At 62.7% G+C, this 17,587-nt stretch carries 13 protein-coding genes and 1 pseudogene; 8 read left to right on the top strand and 6 right to left on the bottom strand.

Annotation, left to right across the window (positions count from 1 at the left end; translation table 11 throughout):
- The first annotated feature begins 14 nt into the window (after positions 1-14).
- From CQ12_RS33860 to CQ12_RS33850, 3 genes are all read left to right on the top strand, one after another.
- On the top strand, positions 15-830 hold the full coding sequence (locus CQ12_RS33860) for a creatininase family protein (RefSeq protein WP_057839620.1): 816 nt from the start codon (positions 15-17) through the stop codon (positions 828-830).
- Positions 831-976: 146 nt separating this feature from the next.
- Positions 977-1,234 carry a hypothetical protein gene (locus CQ12_RS33855; protein ID WP_057839723.1) on the top strand — a complete coding sequence of 86 codons (258 nt, stop codon included), beginning with the start codon at positions 977-979 and terminating at the stop codon, positions 1,232-1,234.
- Positions 1,235-1,847: 613 nt separating this feature from the next.
- A complete protein-coding gene (locus CQ12_RS33850) occupies positions 1,848-3,746 on the top strand; it encodes a carbohydrate porin (RefSeq protein ID WP_057839722.1) in 1,899 nt (632 codons plus the stop codon).
- 45 nt (positions 3,747-3,791) lie between these two features.
- Here the strand turns inward: CQ12_RS33850 and CQ12_RS33845 are convergent, their stop codons facing one another.
- From CQ12_RS33845 to CQ12_RS33830, 4 genes are all read right to left on the bottom strand, one after another.
- Complete coding sequence (locus tag CQ12_RS33845; protein WP_057839619.1) at positions 3,792-5,099, bottom strand: hemolysin family protein; 1,308 nt, start codon at positions 5,097-5,099, stop codon at positions 3,792-3,794.
- Positions 5,100-5,198: 99 nt separating this feature from the next.
- Positions 5,199-6,830, bottom strand: coding sequence for an FMN-binding glutamate synthase family protein (locus CQ12_RS33840; protein WP_057839618.1), 1,632 nt, complete (start codon positions 6,828-6,830; stop codon positions 5,199-5,201).
- Between the two features lie 195 nt (positions 6,831-7,025).
- Complete coding sequence (locus tag CQ12_RS33835; RefSeq protein WP_057839617.1) at positions 7,026-7,898, bottom strand: patatin-like phospholipase family protein; 873 nt, start codon at positions 7,896-7,898, stop codon at positions 7,026-7,028.
- A 206-nt stretch (positions 7,899-8,104) separates the two neighbouring features.
- Positions 8,105-8,878 (bottom strand): ferredoxin--NADP reductase, encoded by a 774-nt coding sequence (locus CQ12_RS33830; protein ID WP_057839616.1) that lies wholly within the window; start codon positions 8,876-8,878, stop codon positions 8,105-8,107.
- A gap of 290 nt (positions 8,879-9,168) precedes the next feature.
- Between CQ12_RS33830 and CQ12_RS33825 the strand changes: the two genes are divergently transcribed.
- From CQ12_RS33825 to CQ12_RS33815, 3 genes are all read left to right on the top strand, one after another.
- Entirely contained in the window at positions 9,169-10,167 is a 999-nt protein-coding gene (locus CQ12_RS33825) for a hypothetical protein (RefSeq protein ID WP_057839615.1), read from the top strand.
- A complete protein-coding gene (locus CQ12_RS33820; RefSeq protein ID WP_057839614.1) occupies positions 10,167-11,480 on the top strand; it encodes a bifunctional folylpolyglutamate synthase/dihydrofolate synthase in 1,314 nt (437 codons plus the stop codon). Before CQ12_RS33825 ends, CQ12_RS33820 begins: the two co-directional genes overlap by 1 nt.
- 91 nt (positions 11,481-11,571) lie before the next feature.
- Entirely contained in the window at positions 11,572-12,573 is a 1,002-nt protein-coding gene (locus CQ12_RS33815) for an NADP-dependent oxidoreductase (RefSeq protein ID WP_057839613.1), read from the top strand.
- Positions 12,574-12,700: 127 nt separating this feature from the next.
- On the opposite strand, the gene CQ12_RS33810 is transcribed toward CQ12_RS33815, so the two are convergent.
- Together CQ12_RS33810 and CQ12_RS33805 are read right to left on the bottom strand one after the other, a co-directional pair.
- Positions 12,701-15,871, bottom strand: coding sequence for an efflux RND transporter permease subunit (locus CQ12_RS33810; RefSeq protein ID WP_057839612.1), 3,171 nt, complete (start codon positions 15,869-15,871; stop codon positions 12,701-12,703).
- Positions 15,872-15,881: 10 nt separating this feature from the next.
- Positions 15,882-16,991, bottom strand: coding sequence for an efflux RND transporter periplasmic adaptor subunit (locus tag CQ12_RS33805; protein ID WP_245310279.1), 1,110 nt, complete (start codon positions 16,989-16,991; stop codon positions 15,882-15,884).
- Here CQ12_RS33805 and CQ12_RS46960 point away from each other — a divergent pair.
- Together CQ12_RS46960 and CQ12_RS33800 are read left to right on the top strand one after the other, a co-directional pair.
- A complete protein-coding gene (locus tag CQ12_RS46960) occupies positions 16,900-17,253 on the top strand; it encodes a hypothetical protein (protein ID WP_245310283.1) in 354 nt (117 codons plus the stop codon). The genes CQ12_RS33805 and CQ12_RS46960 overlap by 92 nt on opposite strands.
- Before the next feature lie 38 nt (positions 17,254-17,291).
- A pseudogene (locus CQ12_RS33800) lies at positions 17,292-17,587 on the top strand (hypothetical protein); the annotation flags it as partial.

Here is a 17,587-nt window from a genome sequence, read left to right as displayed (position 1 = left end):
AAACGCTTCGCTCGATGGCCCCAACCGTTCCGCCCCATGACTGGACCGAGATCCACTGGCCTGAGGTCACCCAGGCCGACGCCGCGCACTGGATCGCGGTGCTGCCGCTGGCGGCGACCGAGCAGCATGGCCCGCATCTGCCGCTGGAAACCGATGTCCTGATCGGCGAGGCCTACCTTGCGCGGGTGCGCGAACTGGTGCCTGTGGCGCTGCCGGTCACCTTTCTGCCGCTGCAGCCAGTCGGCATTTCCACCGAGCATATCGACTATCCGGGAACACAGACGTTGCCGACCGATGTCGCATTGAAGGCGTGGATGGCGATCGGCGAGCGCGTCGCGCAAGCCGGCATCCGCAAGCTCGTGATTGTCACGAGCCATGGCGGCAACAGCGCGGCGATGTCGCTGGTCGCGCAGGATCTGCGCGCGCATCACGGCCTGCTCGTGGTGACGACGAGCTGGTCGCGCTTCGGCGCGCCGGACGGATTGTTTTCCGCCGAAGAAATCCGTCACGGCATTCATGGCGGCGCGGTCGAAACCTCGATCATGCTGGCGCGCTATCCGCACACCGTGCGAAAACAAGCGATCGCCAATTTTGAATCCTCCAGCATTGCGATGGAGAAAAAATTTCGTTGGCTCTCCGCGCATCGGCCGGTCCCGTTCGCATGGCAGGCGCAGGACCTTAACGAAAGCGGTGCGGTCGGCGACGCCACCCAGGCTTCCGCGGAGAAGGGTGAACAACTGCTTGATCACGGCGCACGCGCATTCTGCGAATTGCTCGAGGACGTCGACACATTCGATCCGGAATTGTTTCTTCGGAAAATAGGAAATTGAGATTCCTCCGCCTAACTAATTGTATTTTCTAGGAAATAATTGACGAAACCATATTTCCGGCGGTCTTTTCGAACCGCTTTCCAGGGCGCTCCGTCCAACTGGGCATGCGGACCACACTGGCCGCTCAACACAGGATGGAGACTTCCATGTCGATCAAGACCAAGTTCGCCGCTATCGCTCTCGCTACCCTCGCCGTCACCGGCGCCATGGCTTCCTCGCAGGCTCAGGCCAAGCCGCTGCACTGGGGTGTTGGCGCCGGCCTCGTTGGCGCAGCCATCGTCGGCACCGCGATCGCCGCTTCCGGTCCCGGCTACTACTACGACGGCTATCGCCGCTGCGGCTGGGTTCGCCAGTACGACGCCTTCGGCAATTACATCGGCCGCGTCCGGACCTGCGGTTACTGATTTTTTCGGCTGACTTGGTTGCTGTTTGAGAAGCGTCGTCTTTCCTGAGCGAACCACATCAGTCCCTGAACACGCTTCTCGTGGATTTGCGTCCGGCACGGGCGCTTCATCCACCCCCGTGCCGAACACGACCCGCCCGGCGTCCCACCGGGCGGGTCACCTTTTTGCACGGACCGGCCGGCAACCGGCGACGACGTGTCAGCCATGTCTCCGAACACCTGTCAGCCATCTGTCCCGAACGAACGCTCCCCTTCCCACCCGCGACATCGCAATGGCTGTTGCAGCATCGTCACATAATGGTGCCATCGAACCGTAGCGGCGCCCCTTCTCCTTGCTGTTGCGAATTGGTCGCAATAAGGATTGGGGGCGTGAATGGCGGTATTCCGGTCCGACGCCGGCCGGGAGAACCTTGAGACTTGGGGCTACAGGATTGATGACTTCATTTGTTGGGTGGCGGCAGGCGTTCGAATCTGCGGTGATGGCGGGCAACCAAAGCGCAGGCTGCGCCGGGAATATCTGCACCGTGAACCGCAACCGCCGATCCCTGAATTGTGCACTGGCCGGCGCCGCGTTCGGTGCGCTGGCGCTCGGCACCCCGGCGATCGCGGCCGACATGCCGCTGAAAGCGCCTTATCTGCGCCCTGCGTTCGACTGGAGCGGCTTCTATATCGGCGGGCACATCGGCTACAGCCGCGGGTCTTCGACCGCGGTATTATCGGATCCGCAGGCGGTCTCGACCCACGGCGTCTTCAGCGGCGTTATCGGCGGCGTCCAGGGCGGCTACAATGTTCAGATGCCGTCCGGCCTGCTGCTCGGCGTCGAAGCCGACCTGACGTTTCCGAACTACTTCACCTCGAACAAGATCGTCTCCACACTGACCGGCGCGCGTTCAGAGGTCGTCGAAGCGTTCGACTATGCCGGCACCGTGCGGGGCCGCATCGGCTACGCGAGCGGGCACTGGCTGGTTTACGCCACCGGTGGCTTCGCCTTTGCCGGCGAGCGGTTCATCAATGCGCCCGACGTCGGCACCGACCAGAAGATCATCAATGTCCGCCCTGGCTGGGCCGCCGGCGCCGGCGTGGAATACGCCTTCGCGCCGCACTGGAGCCTCAAGCTCGAATATCTCTACAGCCAGTTCGATCGCGCCAATATTCGCTTCCCCTCGGGCGCGGAGCACACTTCCACGCTCGATTTCCAGCAGATCCGGATCGGCCTCAACCGCAAGGTCGACTGGCCGGGATCGAACAGCCGCACCCCGAAGTCCGACCTGACCGATACGGAATCCGATCGCTGGGAGATTCACGGCCAGAGCACCTATCTGGGTCAGGGTTATCCAGCATTCCGCGCGCCCTATACCGGCACCAACAGCCTGACGCCGGCGCGGCAGGCGCAGGCGACCTGGAGCAACAGCCTCTACCTCAACGCAAGGCTCTGGGAAGGCGGCGAGGTCTACTACAACCCCGAACTGCTGCAGGGCTTTGGCCTCAGCGACACCGTCGGCGTCGCCGGCTTTACCAGCGGCGAGGCGCAGAAGTCGAACTTCCCCTATCCGCACTACAACACCTCGCGGCTCTATGTGCGCCAGACTTTTGGATTTGGCGGCGAGCAGGAGGAGCTTGCCAGCGGGCAGCAGCAGCTTGCGGGCAAGGTCGACGTCAACCGCCTGACGCTGCAGGCCGGCAAGCTCTCGGTCGGCGATGTCTTTGACGGCAATTCCTACGCGAAGGACACCCGCCGTGACTTCCTGAACTGGTCGATCTGGGCGCCCGGCGCCTTCGACTATGCCGCCGACAGGCTTGGATTGACCTATGGCTTCACCGCCGAGCTCAACCAGAAGCAATGGGCGTTGCGCGCCGGCTATTTCATGATGGGGGCGGTATCCAACTCCAACAATTTTGACACGCAGGTTTTCCGCCGCGGCCAGTATGTCGCCGAACTGGAGACGCGCTATTCGATCTTCAACCGGCCGGGCAAGCTGCGCACCATCGGCTGGGTGAGCAGCGCCAATTCCGGCAGCTATCGCGAAACGCTGAATGATCCGGCGCTCAATATGGACATCGCGCTGACGCGCACGGGCCGGCTCAAATACGGCTACGTCTTCAACGTCGAGCAGTCGGTCACGGACGATATCGGCCTGTTCGGCCGCTGGAGCTGGAACAACGGCAAGACCGAGATCATGTCATTCACCGATATCGACGCCTCGCTCTCGCTCGGCACCTCGATCAAGGGCACCAAATGGGGACGGCCCGACGACACCATCGGCATCGCCGGCGCGATCAACGCGCTGTCGAACGATCATCGCGACTTCATCGCCGCCGGCGGACTCGGCCCGCTGATCGGCGACGGCCAGCTCAACTACCGCAAGGAACGCATCGTCGAGACCTATTACGCCTACGCGGTCACCAAGGCGATCACGGTGACGGCGGACTACCAGTTCGTCACCAATCCCGCCTACAACGCCGACCGCGGCCCGGTCCACGTATTCTCCGGGAGGCTGCACGGGGAGTTTTAGGTTCTTCGTCGTCCCTGCGTTCGCAGGGACGACATCGGGCGATGCTCACGTGTCTGCCTGAACCGAGACATCGCTGATTTTTGTAGCCAGCAGTTTGTCGATGCGTCGACCATCGAGATCGACGATCTCAAAACGCCAACCGTCCACCTCAATGTGATCGCCGACACCGGGGATCCGGCCGAAATGGTTGAGCAGGAATCCCGCAACCGTCTGGTAATGACGCGACACCGGCAACTCGAACCGGAGCAGCGACGCAAACTCGACGGCGGACATCCATCCCGAGATCAGATACGAACCGTCGTCGCGTCTGATGACGGCTGCTTCCGGCGGCCCCTCCTCGGTGTGGAAACCACCGACGATCGATTCCAGGATGTCGGCGCTGGTCACCACGCCCTGAAACCCGCCATATTCATCGTGAACCAGTCCCATGTGGACAGGGGAGTCGCGCAGGATGGCGACGACGTCCCTCGCATCGAGAAATTCCGGAATGACCGGCGCGGTACGGACCAGCCTGGCGATGTCGGGTGTCTGCCCCGACAGATAGCAGTCCAGCATATCCCTGGCCTGGACGATGCCGACCGCGGCATCGGTGGCCGGATCGAACACCACAAAGCGAGAATGGCTGCTGGCGGCGAGCGCGGCGCGGACGGCTTGCATGTCGTCGGTCAGATTGATCATGCTGACCTCCCGGCGCGGCGTCATCACGGCGCCGACGGGAAGATCGCCGAGGCGCATCACACCGGCGATCATTTCCTTTTCGCCGGGCTCGAGCACGCCGGCATTTTCGGCCTCGACGACCAGCGTGCGGATTTCATCCTCGCTGACTTTCTCGCCTGCCGCGCCGCGGTGACCCAGCAACCACAGCAGCGCCTTGCCGGACCGATCAAGAAGCCAGACGGCCGGCAGCGAGATCTTCGCCAGCAGCATCATGGAGGGCGCTACCCGCACTGCCACCGATTCCGGATCGCGCAAGGCGATCTGCTTCGGAACCAGTTCGCCGATAATGAGCGAGGCATAGGTAATCACGGTCACCACGAGCCCGACGCCTATGGCGTCAGCTACGCCCTGTGACCATCCGACCGCGGTCAACAAGCCGCTCAGCCGCGAGCCCAGCGTGGCGCCGGAGAACGCACCCGACAGCACGCCGATCAGCGTGATCCCGATCTGCACCGTGGAGAGAAATTTTCCGGGATCGGATGCCAGCGCCAGCGCACGGCGAGATCCCTTGACGTTTCTTTCAGCGAGCGCCGCGAGCCGTGCCGGCCGCGACGATACGATGGCCAGCTCCGACATCGCGAGCAGGCCGTTGGTTACAATCAGGATCGTCACGATCCCGAGTTCAAGGTAGAGCATTATCGCTTTCTTGCGGGTTCCATTCCAAGCGCCCACGCGAACCTTACCAGAAAGCCATCCCGGCGAGATTCAAGAGCGCGTGGGAAATCGCCGGGATTTTTATCCCACCGGCTGGAACGAATCCGCGCGCGCCATCGCCCAGGCGTCGCGGAAGCGCGGATCCTGGGTCCCTTCGATCAACTCGCCTGGACGCAGCGTCGGGTAGAGTTTCGCGAACGACATCACCTCCGTGCTCGACGTCCGCTTCGAGAAGTGGATAGGCCGCAGCTGCTTCGGGTGGTCGAGACCGGCGGCGGCGAGAAGCTCGGACAGCGCATGCAGGGTGGCATGATGGTACATGTAGACCCGCTCGGTCTTGAGCGGCACCACCAGCGCCCGGGCGCGAATAGGATCCTGCGTGGACACGCCGGTGGGGCAGCGATCGGTGTGGCAGCTCAGAGACTGGATGCAGCCGAGCGCGAACATGAACCCGCGCGCGGAATTGCACCAGTCCGCGCCGATCGCCATGGCGCGCGCCATGTCGAAGGCGGTCGCGATCTTGCCGGCGGCGCCGATCTTGATGCGGTCGCGCGCATTGATGCCGATCAGCGCGTTGTGGACGAAGCTGACGCCCTCGCGCATCGGCATGCCCAGATGATCCATGAACTCCAGCGGCGCCGCGCCGGTGCCACCCTCATTGCCGTCGACGACGATGAAATCAGGATAGATACCGGTTTCCAGCATCGCCTTGCAGATCGCCAGGAATTCCCAGGGGTGGCCGATACACATCTTGAATCCGGCCGGCTTGCCGCCCGACAGCCTGCGCATCTCGCCGATGAAGGCCATCATCTGCAGCGGCGTCGAAAACGCCCCGTGCGTGGCCGGCGAAATGCAATCCTCGCCCATCGCCACACCCCTGATCCTGGAAATCTCCTCCGAGACCTTGGCTGCCGGCAGCACGCCGCCATGGCCGGGCTTGGCGCCCTGGCTGATCTTGAGTTCGACCATCTTGATCTGGTCGTCGGCCGCGACGCGGGCGAACTCTTCCGGATTGAACGAACCGTCGCGGTTGCGGCAGCCGAAATAGCCGGAGCCGATCTCCCAGATCAGGTCGCCGCCGTTTTCGCGATGATAGGGACTGACACCGCCCTCGCCGGTATCATGCGCGAAGCCGCCCTTCCTGGCACCGGTATTCAGCGCGCGCACGGAGTTGGGGCTGAGCGCGCCAAAACTCATCGCCGAGATATTGAAGACCGATGCCGAATACGGCTTGGTGCAATCCGGGCCGCCGACGGTAACGCGAAATTCCGCGCCGCCATGAGCCTTCGGCGCCACCGAATGATGCATCCATTCGTAACCCTCGCGATAGACGTCTTCCTGGGTGCCGAACGGCCGCTTGTCGAGCTGCATCTTGGCGCGCTGATAGACCAGCGCGCGGGTATCGCGGGAGAACGGCATGCCGTCCTTCTCGCTCTCGAAGAAGTATTGCCGTATCTCCGGCCTGATCTCTTCAAGCAGGAAACGAATATGCGCCGAGATCGGGTAGTTGCGCAGGACGGCATGATTCTTCTGCAGGAGATCGCGAATGCCGAGCACCGTCAGCGCGCCGAAAATCACGATCGGGATCAGCAGGATTTCCCACACCTTCACATTATGGTCGAAAATCCCGATGCCGATCAGCAATGCCGTGACGACGGCGCAGACCGTCAGCACGATGTAGCGTGGCGAGAACGGAAGCAGCAGCGTTTCCATGGAATCCCTCAGCCGATTATCCTTGCCGGCCAGCAGCTTAGTCCAACCGCTGCAGCGCGCGCTATACGATATACGAAGCAGTCCTCACGGAAGTGACGGCGGTTTGAAGAAATAATCGGCGGCCTCACCCGGGGCTGAAATAAACCTGTCGTCTTTTGCGATGCAGCGAAGCGACCCGGGTCCCCCACCCTCGGCTCAGTGGCTGTGCAGCCGCATCTCGTGCGGGATCCTGCCCTGCTGCAGGCTGTGCTGGGCCAGCCAGGCATCGGTGGAAAGAATGGCGCGGTCGATATGATCGGCCGTGCGCGAGAAATCGTAAGGCGAACCCACCAGCGGGCATAGCGGCGGCACCACGTAATACTCGATGTCGGGCCCGAGCATTTCGAGCTCGTTGACGAGTTGGCGTGCGATCAGCAGCGTCAGCGCATGCAGCGCATTAGCGACCGCGCCGACCGGCGGTGCCTGGTTGGCGCAGGCATGCCCGGTCGGCAAAACGATCAGGCGTCTTGCGCCCAGCTTCACCGCGACCTGGACTGGCGTGTTCGAGGAGATTGCGCCGTCGGCGAGATAGGTGTCCTTGTAGCGGATCGGCGAGAACGCGCCGGGAATTGCGGTGGACGCAACGATCGCTTCCGCCGTCGAGCCTTCCGACAGCACCACGCTGTCGCCGGAGATGATGTCGGTCGCGACGATATGCACCGGCAGCTTTGCCTCTTCGAGATTGCGATAAGGAATGTGATCGTCGATCAGCTTGCGGATGCCGTCGTGCGGAATGAGGAAATCGCGGCGCCACAGGAAGCTCAGCACTGTGCGCCAGCTCATCGGAAACACGTCGTGCCGCTGCAATCCGCGCCAGATGGCGGCAAGCCGCCGCACGCCGTCGGGCGTGGGGTCGCCGGCATAGAACGCGCCGTTCAGCGCCCCGACACTGCAGCCGACCACCATGTCCGCCGTCACGCCATAGGCGGCGAGCGATTGCAGCATGCCGACCTGGATCGCGCCAAAGCTGCCGCCGCCTGCGAACACGAAGGCGGTCTTGGCCCGGCCGGTCTGCTCAAGTAGCGACACGCGCGCACTCCCGTTGTCGTCGCATCGGATACGCCGCGCGACGTTCGGGAATGGTTATAGCAGTGCGAGAATGGGGTGGGCTACATGGCCGGCTGTTATTCCGGGATGGTCCGAAGGACCAGACCTCAGGTGCGCAATTGCGCACCGGGGAATCTCGAGATCCCGGGTTCGCGTCTTCGACGCGCCCCGGGATGACCGGAAACTTATCAGCGCTCGACGAACGCCTTTTCGATCACGAAATGGCCGGGCTTGTTGCCGCTGCCTTCGATGAAGCCGCCGGATTCGAACATCACCTTCAGTTCTTCCAGCATCCCGGGACTGCCGCACATCATGATGCGGTCGGTGTCGATATTGAGCGGCGACTGGTGGATGTCGTTGAACAGCTGCTCGGACGAGATCAGGTCGGTGATGCGGCCGCGGTTGCGGAACGGCTCGCGGGTCACGGTCGGGTAGTACATCAGCTTCTCCGACAATAGCGGCCCGAACAGTTCGTCGTCGCGTAGCGTGGCGACCAGGTCCTCGCCATAGGCGAGTTCGGAAACCTGCCGGCAGCCATGCACGAGCACGATGGTCTCGTAACGCTCATAGACGTCAGGATCCTTGATCAGGCTCGCGAACGGCGCCAGCCCGGTGCCCGTCGACAGCAGCAGCAAGCGCTTGCCCGGAATCAGATTGTCGGTGATCAGCGTGCCGGTCGCCTTGCGGCCGACCAGTATCTCATCGCCCTCGCGGATCTTCTGCAGTTTCGAGGTCAGCGGACCGTTGGGGACCTTGATCGAGAAGAACTCGAGCTCTTCCTCGTGATTGGCGCTCGCCATGCTGTAGGCGCGCAGCAGCGGCCGGCCCTCGACCTCGAGGCCGATCATCGCAAACTGGCCATTCTGGAAGCGGAAACCGGAATCGCGGGTGGCCCGGAAGCTGAAAAGCGTGTCGGTCCAGTGGCGAACAGAAAGAACTTTCTCTCGATAGAACGCGCTCATGTGTTTTCGTTTTTCCTGACGTCTCGATGTAGAACGTTTCGGTCTTCGGGCCTCAAAGTGCCAAAAATCAGCGAAATCATCGGCGATTTGGCGCTTCATTTGCGCACGGCACACACATAGTCAATATGACCTGCAGCACAATTGAGAACTCGGAATAGCTGTCGGTCTATTTTGCAAAAAGGTTCGATCGGCTTCGTTAATGCGGCCTTCACGCAATTAACTTGCTGAATTCGAGGCCCATCTGGCAATAAATGACTACGGCAAATTAAGAACGTTTCAAAAGAGATCGCATGCGAAGCCCAAGCGAGTTTCGAACGGGAAAACCGGGCTTCTATCCGGACCAGGCGGTCTATGCGGAATTTGCCTGTGCCGAATTTGGCCTCGTGTTTCGCGACCTCGACGGCGGCTCGGGACTGCTGTTCAGCGTCGCCTCGCGCGACCGCGAGATTCATTTCGGCGCCGGCCGATGCTCCTGGTATCCGCAGAACAATGCCACCGCCTCGACGCTGGTATCCGACAAATATTTCGCAAGCCGGATTTTGCGAGACGCCGGCGTGCCGGCGCTTGGCGGCGAATACTTTTTCCTGCACGACCGCCACCGCGCGCATCGCCCGGCGGGACACGAGCGCAGCGACGCGATCGACTATTTCGGAAAGCTGGGCGGCGCGGCCTTCGTCAAACCGCTCACGGGATCGCGCGGCGATTTCGCGCAAGTCCTTCACAACGAAGCGGCGCTCAGTCGCTATCTCGACGACGTGATGAAATACTACGACGCCGTCCTGATCCAGCCGATCGTCGAAGGGATCGAATATCGCGTCTTCCTGCTCGACGATGACGCGCTCTACTGCGCGCGCAAATACCCACCATCCATCACAGGCGACGGCGCGCGCAGCATTCGCGAACTGCTCGACGCCCATAACGACGCGCTGCGCGCCCGCGGCCTGTCGCCCGCGGCGCTGCCGGCCACCGATCCATCGCTCGATGCGGTGCCGGCGAAGGGCGAACGTCGCGAGATCCCCGGACGGATGAACCTGAGCGCGGGCGGCACGATGGTGCTGGCGCCAGCACCATCCGAAAAGGCGGTTACGCTGGCGCGGCAGGCTGCCCGCGCGCTCGGGCTTCGTGTCGCGGCGGTGGACATGTTCGTCGATGTCGGCGGCAAGCCGGAAACAATCGAGATCATCGAGGTGAATTCAAACCCCGCGATCCGCCTGCTGGAGGATTCCGATCGGGGTGACCTGATCCTGAAGATCTGGCATCACACCTTCTCCGCCACGGGATTATTGTAGTGTTCGACCTGCCGAAATTTGGTGACGGCATCTGCCTCGCGCGCATGGCGGAGCTGCTGGATGTGCTGGCTGTCGATCGCGCGCAGCTACGGCGCATCTCGGTGGTGGTAACCGGCTCGAACGGCAAGGGCAGCACGGCGGCGATGTGCGCGCGAATCGGCCGGGCTTACGGTCTGCGCACGGGTCTCTTCACTTCACCGCATTTGTTTCGTTTCAACGAACGCATCCAGGTCGATGGCGTCGAAATCAATGACGATACGTTCGCCCGGCTGAAGCTTCAGGTGGACGCCGCGGTCGACGATGTCGCGAAGCGTCGCGGTGAGCAATTCGGGGCTTTCGAAGCGCTGTTCGCGCTCGCCTGCCTGCACTTCCAGAAGAGCGGATGCGATTTCGCCGTGTTCGAGGCCGGCATCGGTGGGCGCTACGATCCTGTTCGCCTGATCGGCGCCCGCGAAACCTGCGTCACCTCGGTCGATTACGAACATGTCGGATTGCTCGGGAACACGCTCGAGCTGATCGTATCGGACAAGAGCGACGCCTGCGCCGCCGCCGGCACGATTATCTATGGCGAAAACTGCGGCGGCCTGCGGCGGCACCTTGTCGAGTATAATCGCTGGCGCGGCTGCACTTCGCTGTTCGTACGCGACGAGATCGGTATCGACAACGAGGTTACAGCGGCGTCCAGCCAGCATTTCGATTTCCATTTCGGGGATTACGATTTCCCCGACATCGAATTGAGCCTGCCCGGCGCGTTCCAGGTCAACAACGCGGCCATCGCAACGACGCTGCTTCTGCTCTGGCTGCAACGCCACCCGCGCAAGGCGCCCGAGCGGATCGAAACGGCCATCCGTTCGGGCCTGCGTGACGCGCGATGGCCCGGCCGCCTCGAGGTGATCCAGCAAGATCCGCTCACCGTGATCGACGTCGGCCACACCCCTGACGGCATCCGACAATCCCTTGCGGGCCTCACCGCGGTTCATGGCGCCGACGGCTGGATTCTCGTCACCGGCGCTTCGCGCGACAAGAAGGCGGACGAGATCGTCGGCGCGCTGGCGCCCTTCTCCGACACCATTATCTGCACGGCGGCGCATCACAAGGGAGCCGACGTGAACGCGATCGCTGCGGCGGCCAGGCGCGGCAATCCCAAAGCGAACATCGATGTCGCCGCGACGATCGCGGAGGCCGTGCGCCTCTCGCAGGATTTGGCCCGGGCACAGAAGCGAAAAGTGTATGTGGCGGGCGGATTATTCCTGGCGGTCGAATACGCAACGATCGTCAGGGGCGGCCGCGCGGAAGAGTTGGATTTTTTCTGAACGTGGCGCACAATCGCTGCAACCGAACGGCTTGTCCGCGATCATCATCCGGAAGGCACGTCAGAATACGACACCAAGGGGAGAGAACATCATGAGCGACACCGTCAATCGTCAGATCCTGTTGGTCGAGAAGCCGACCGGCAAGCTCGGACCCGAGCATTTCAAGCTGGTCAACGGAAGCGTTCCCGCGCCGAAGGATGGCGAGGCGCTGGTGCGAACGCGCTATATCTCGCTCGACGCCGCCAACCGCGCCTGGATGCACGGCGCCACCTACCGCGCGGCGGTGGAGGCCAACACCGTGATGGCGGGCGGCAGCATCGCGGAAGTCGTGTCCTCGAAGGCGCCGGGACTTGCACCGGGCGATATCGTGTTCGGCGACACCGGCTGGCAGGACTACGCCGCCGTGCCGGCAAAGCATCTGAACAAGATGCCGAAGATGGAACCGATGACGCACCTGCTCAGCGTCTACGGCATCGCCGGCCTCACCGCCTATTTTGGTCTGCTGCATGTCGGCAAGCCGAAGGAAGGTGAGACTGTCGTCGTATCGGCGGCCGCCGGCTCGGTCGGATCGATCGTCGGCCAGATCGCCAAGATCAAGGGCTGCAACGTCATCGGCATTGCCGGCGGCAAGGACAAATGCCATTGGCTGACGTCCGAACTCGGCTTCGATGCCGCGGTCGACTACAAGGACGGCGCCACCTTCAAGGCGCTGCGTGCCGCGGCGCCCAAGGGCATCGACGTCTATTTCGACAATGTCGGCGGCGACATCCTCGAAGCCTGCCTGTCGCTGATGAACAACCGCGGCCGCATCGCCTGCTGCGGCGCGATCTCGCAATATGACGGCGTGCCGTCGGCGCATGGCCCGCGCGGCGTGCCCGGCCTGATCGTGGTGAAGCGGCTCGTCATGCAAGGCTTCATCGTGATGGATTACATGGACCAGAGCGCCGCGGCATTGCAGGACCTGCAGTCCTGGGTCGCGTCAGGCAAGCTCAAGGTGCAGGAAGACGTGATCGACGGCATCGAGAACACGCCGCAAGCGTTGATCGGCTTGCTCGCCGGCGAGAACCGCGGCAAGCGCATGGTGAGGGTGTAGGGCCGGGTCCGGATGCGTAGGGTGGGCAAAGGCGCGCTTCGCGCCGTGCCCACCATCTCTCGACTCGCGCTCACGTTTGGTGGGCACGCTTCGCTTTGCCCACCCTACGGATCTACGGATCTACGAATCAATGCCCGGCGGCAGGCGCTTGCGGCGCAGCCTGCACGCCCGCCTTCTTCGCCTTCCGCTCCTTCAGCCAGTTCTCGAACCGCTGGATCACGACAAAGAACGTCGGCACGAACAGCACGGCGAGACAGGTCGAGGCCAGCATGCCCGAGAACACGGTGATGCCGATCGACTTCCGCGCATTGGCACCGGCGCCGGTGGCGAGCACCAGCGGCACGACGCCGAGGATGAAGGCGAACGACGTCATCAGGATCGGGCGGAAGCGTGCGCGCGCCGCCGCAACCGCGGATTCCAGCAGCGGTTTGCGATCGCGCACGTGAAGCTCCAGCGCCACCTCGACGATCAGGATGGCGTTCTTGGCCGACAGCGCGATCAACAGGATGATGCCGATCTGGGTATAGAGATTGTTCTCGATCCGGAGCCCGCTCAATACCAGCATCGGGCCGAGCAGCGACAGCGGCACCGCGAGAATGACCGAGATCGGCGCGTACCAGCTCTCATATTGTCCGGCCAGCACGAGGTAGACCAGCAGCAGGGCAAGGCCGAACGCCCAGTAGATCTGCCCGCCCACCACCTTCTCCTGGTACGACATCGCCGTCCATTCGAAGCCGGTACCCGGCGGCAGCGTCTTTGCCGCAATCTCCTCCATCAGCTTCATCGACTGTCCCGAGCTGTAGCCCGTGGCCGGCAGGCCGATGATGGTTGCGGAGGGATAGAGGTTGTACAGGCTGATCAGCGACGGTCCCACCGCCGGCGTGATCTTTGCTACCGTGCCGAGCGGGATCATGTCGCCATTGCTGTTGCGCACCATCATGTTCTGGATGTCACGCGGCGTCAGGCGGAATTGGGAGTCCGCCTGCGCATAGACCTGGAAGGTACGACCGAACTTGTTGAACTGGTTGACGAAGCTGGAACCCATGTAGGACGACAGCGTCGAGAAGATCTGGTCGGTCGTGACATGCAGGGTCTGGGTCTTGATCCGGTCCACCTCGATGTCGAACTGCGGCACCGTCGAGCGGAACGGCGAACTCACACGCTGCAGCGCGGTCTGTGACGACGCATTGGCGACGATCGCGCCAGTGACGGCTTGCAGCTTGCTGAAATCGGAACTGCCGTCGCGCAACTGCACCTGCATCGCAAAGCCGGCGGCGTTGCCGATGCCCTGGATCGGCGGCGGCGGCACAACCAGGATCCGCGCCTCATCGATCACCGAGAGCTTCTCGTTCAACCCGACAAATAGCGATCGCAGATCCTCGCCCTCGCCCCGCGCGCTCCACTCCTTGAGGATCAGGTATGCGACACCGGCGTTCGCGAGGCTGGAAGAATTGTCGAGCGCGGAGATGCCGGCGATGGTGATCACCTGATCGACGCCGGGCGCCTTGCCGGTGATTTCGCTGACCCGTGTCAGCACGCGCTGTGTTCGATCCAGCGATGCGCCGTCAGGAAGTTGCACGGCCACCAGCAGATAGCCCTGATCCTCGATCGGGATGAAGCCGGTCGGCACCCGCGACAGGCCATAGCCGCCAATCGCGATCAGAATCAGGGCGCAAATCACCGAAATGTTGCTGTGCGCGACGAGACGGCCGATCAGCCGGCTATACCAGGCCTCCAGGCGGTTATAGACCGCGTTGAAGCCACGGTAGAAGAAGTTGCGCTGTTCCGGCGGCGCGGGCGGACGCAGCCACAAGGCGCACTGCGTCGGCTTCAGCGTCGCCGCGTTGATGGCGCTGAGCAGCGCGGTTGCGGCAATGACCAGCGCGAACTGCGCATACATCTGCCCGGTCAACCCAGGCAGAAACGCCGACGGCAGGAACACCGAGATCAGCACCAGCGTGATGCCGACGATCGGCGCGAACAGGGCGTTCATCGCGCTGATCGCGGCGTCATGGCCGGACATGCCTTTCTCGATATTGTGCGCAGCGCCTTCGACCACGACGATGGCGTCATCAACCACGATGCCGATCGCGAGCACGATCGCAAACAAGGTCGAGATATTGATGGTGAAGCCGAGCGCCGCCATCGCCGCAAAGGCGCCGATGATCGTCACCGGCACCGTGGTCGCCGGCACCAGCATTGCGCGCCAGTCCTGCAGGAAGACCAGGATCACGACGAGGACGAGAAGGCCGGCCTCGATCAGCGTCTTGTAGACCTCATTGATCGATTCCGAGACGAATTTGGTGGTGTCGAATGGCGTGTCGTAGGTTATGTCCTGCGGAAACGCCTTCGCCAGCGCCTGCATCTTCTTCTCGACGGCCTGCTGAACCTCGAGCGCATTGGCGCCGGGCGACTGGAACACACCGATGCCGGTGGCCGGCCTGTTATTTAACGAGAACACCTGGCTGTAGGTCTGGGCGCCAAGCTCGACCCAGCCGACGTCGCGTACGCGCGTGACATCGCCGCTACTGCCGGTCTTGACGATCACGTTCTCGAATTCGGTGGTGTCGTCGAGCCGCCCGGCGACGTTCAGCGTATATTGGAACGCCTGCCCTGCAGGGGCCGGCGGCGCTCCGACCTGGCCCGCCGTGACCTGCTGGCTCTGCTGCTGGATCGCGTTGATCACGTCCTGCGGCATCAGGTTGCGCGCATACAGCTTGTTCGGATCGAGCCACACCCGCATCGAATACTGGCCGGCGCCGAACACGGTGACATTGCCGACGCCAGGCAGACGCGACAGCTCGTCGCGGATATTGATGGTAGCGTAGTTGCTCAGGAACAGACTGTCATAGGTCGCTTTCGGCGAGGTCAGCGTCACGAACAGCAGAATCGCTGTCGATCTTTTCTGCACCGTGACGCCCTGGCTCTGCACTGCTTGCGGCAGTTGCGCCAGCGCGCTCGACACCCGGTTCTGCACCAGCACCTGCGCGAAGTTGAGGTCGGTGCCGATCTTGAACGTAACGGTCAGCGTATAGGTGCCGTCGGCGCCGCTGTAGGACTGCATGTAGAGCATGTCCTCGACGCCGTTGACCTGCTGCTCGATCGGCAGCGCCACCGTATCGATCACGGTTTTCGCGCTGGCGCCGGGATAGCGGGTGGTGACCTGCACCGTCGGCGGCACGACCTCAGGATATTGCGCGACAGCCAGCCGGAACAGGCAGACGCCGCCGATCAGGATCATCAGGATCGCGATGACGTTGGAAAGAACGGGCCTCTCGATGAAAAATTTCGAAATCATGGCCCGGCTCCTACTTGGCCGCAGTTGGCTGTGTTTCGATCTTCTTCAGTTGCGGATCGACCTTCTGGCCGGGAATCGCGCGCAACAGCCCGGCGGTGACGACGCGGTCGTCGGCCTTCAGGCCCTCCTCGATGACACGCAGTCCGCCGTCCAGCGGACCGACCCGCACCTTGCGCTGTTCGACGATATTTTCGCCGTTCACGACCAGCAGATAGCGTCCTGCCTGGTCGGCGCCGAGGGCGACGTCAGGCACGAACAGCGCGTTCTGCACCTGATCCACCGGCACGCGAACCCGAACGAAAAATCCCGGCAACAGCGCACGGTCCGCGTTGCGCAGCACGCCGCGCACCGGAAGCGTGCCCGTCGCCTGGTTGAGCGTCGCTGCGGCGTAGTCGAGATTGCCCTTGTGCGGAAAGCCTGTCTCGGTCTGCAGCCCGATCTCGACCGGCAACTGCCGGAGATCATCGGCTGTCATCCCGCGCCGGCGGGCTTCCTCACGGATCCGCAGCACGTCCTGCTCATTGACGTTGAAATTTACATAGATCGGATCGAGCGCCACGATGGTGGCGAGTTGCGTCGGCGGCGTCGATGCCCCGACGAGTTCGCCGATGGAGACGAGATGCGCGCTGACGACGCCGTCGAACGGCGCAGCCACATTGGTATAACCGTAATTGACCGCCGCGATCTTGGTATTGACCTGGGCCTGCAGCAGACTTGCCTGGGCGTTGTCACGCGTCGAGGTCGACGTATCCAGCGTGGCCTGCGAAACGGCTTGCCGCTGCACCAATTCCTGCTGACGCTTGAAGTCCGCCTCGGCCTGCCTCAGCGTCGCCTGCGCGCCGGTCTCGGCGGCCTGCGCCTGTTCGAGCTTCAGCTTGTAGGTTTCAGGCTCGATCGTGAAGAGCGACGTGCCCTCCTTTACATAGGCGCCGTCTTTATAATTGATCGATTGCAGAAAGCCCTGCACGCGCGCGACCAGATCGACATTCTTGAAAGCTGCCGTATTGCCGGTCGCTTCCAGATAGCGCGTGAACGACCGCTGGACCGGCACCGCTACATCGACTTTCGCCGGCGGAGGCTGGACAAAAGTATTTTGTTCGCAGGCACTTAGGACACAAATCGCCGCGATAGCGAAGACCGCACGGCAGGCGATCGCGCCCTTTTGTGCAGCGGTGCCGTATGATCTCGAACGTGCAGGCGAACGCGCAGCCTTCATTTTCAGTGCCCCAATCGGTTCTGTTTCTGGAAAAGGCATTATTCAAAAATCGGCTTTCCGCTACCCCATGAAAATAGCAACAATCCGCTTGCAGCGGAACCGGAAAGCGAAAATGATGCAGGCCGATTTTTTCTTCAGGCGCTTTCGAGATTATCACTTCGGTTGAAGCGGCGGGCTTCCGGCGACAACAAAAGGATTATTCAAATGATCAACACATTGACGCGCGCGAGAACATTTGGGCCGTTGTTGGCGGCGGCGATAACAGCAATTGCAGCACCCGCGCTTGCGCAAGCGCCAACCCAGGCGCAACGTGACGCGATCAAGTCCCAGTGCCGTTCCGATTACATGGCGCATTGCTCCAGCGTTCCGCCGGGTGGCGAAGCATCGCTGCAATGCCTGCAGAAGAACATGTCGAGCCTGTCATCGAGCTGTCAGGGCGCGGTGCGCGCGGTGGCAGCCCCGGCGGCTGCCAAGCCGGCCGATACTGCGGCGCCCAAAGC

It is taken from the genome of Bradyrhizobium jicamae (assembly GCF_001440395.1).
GTDB lineage: Bacteria > Pseudomonadota > Alphaproteobacteria > Rhizobiales > Xanthobacteraceae > Bradyrhizobium > Bradyrhizobium jicamae.
This window is presented reverse-complemented; position numbering and strand designations above follow the sequence as displayed.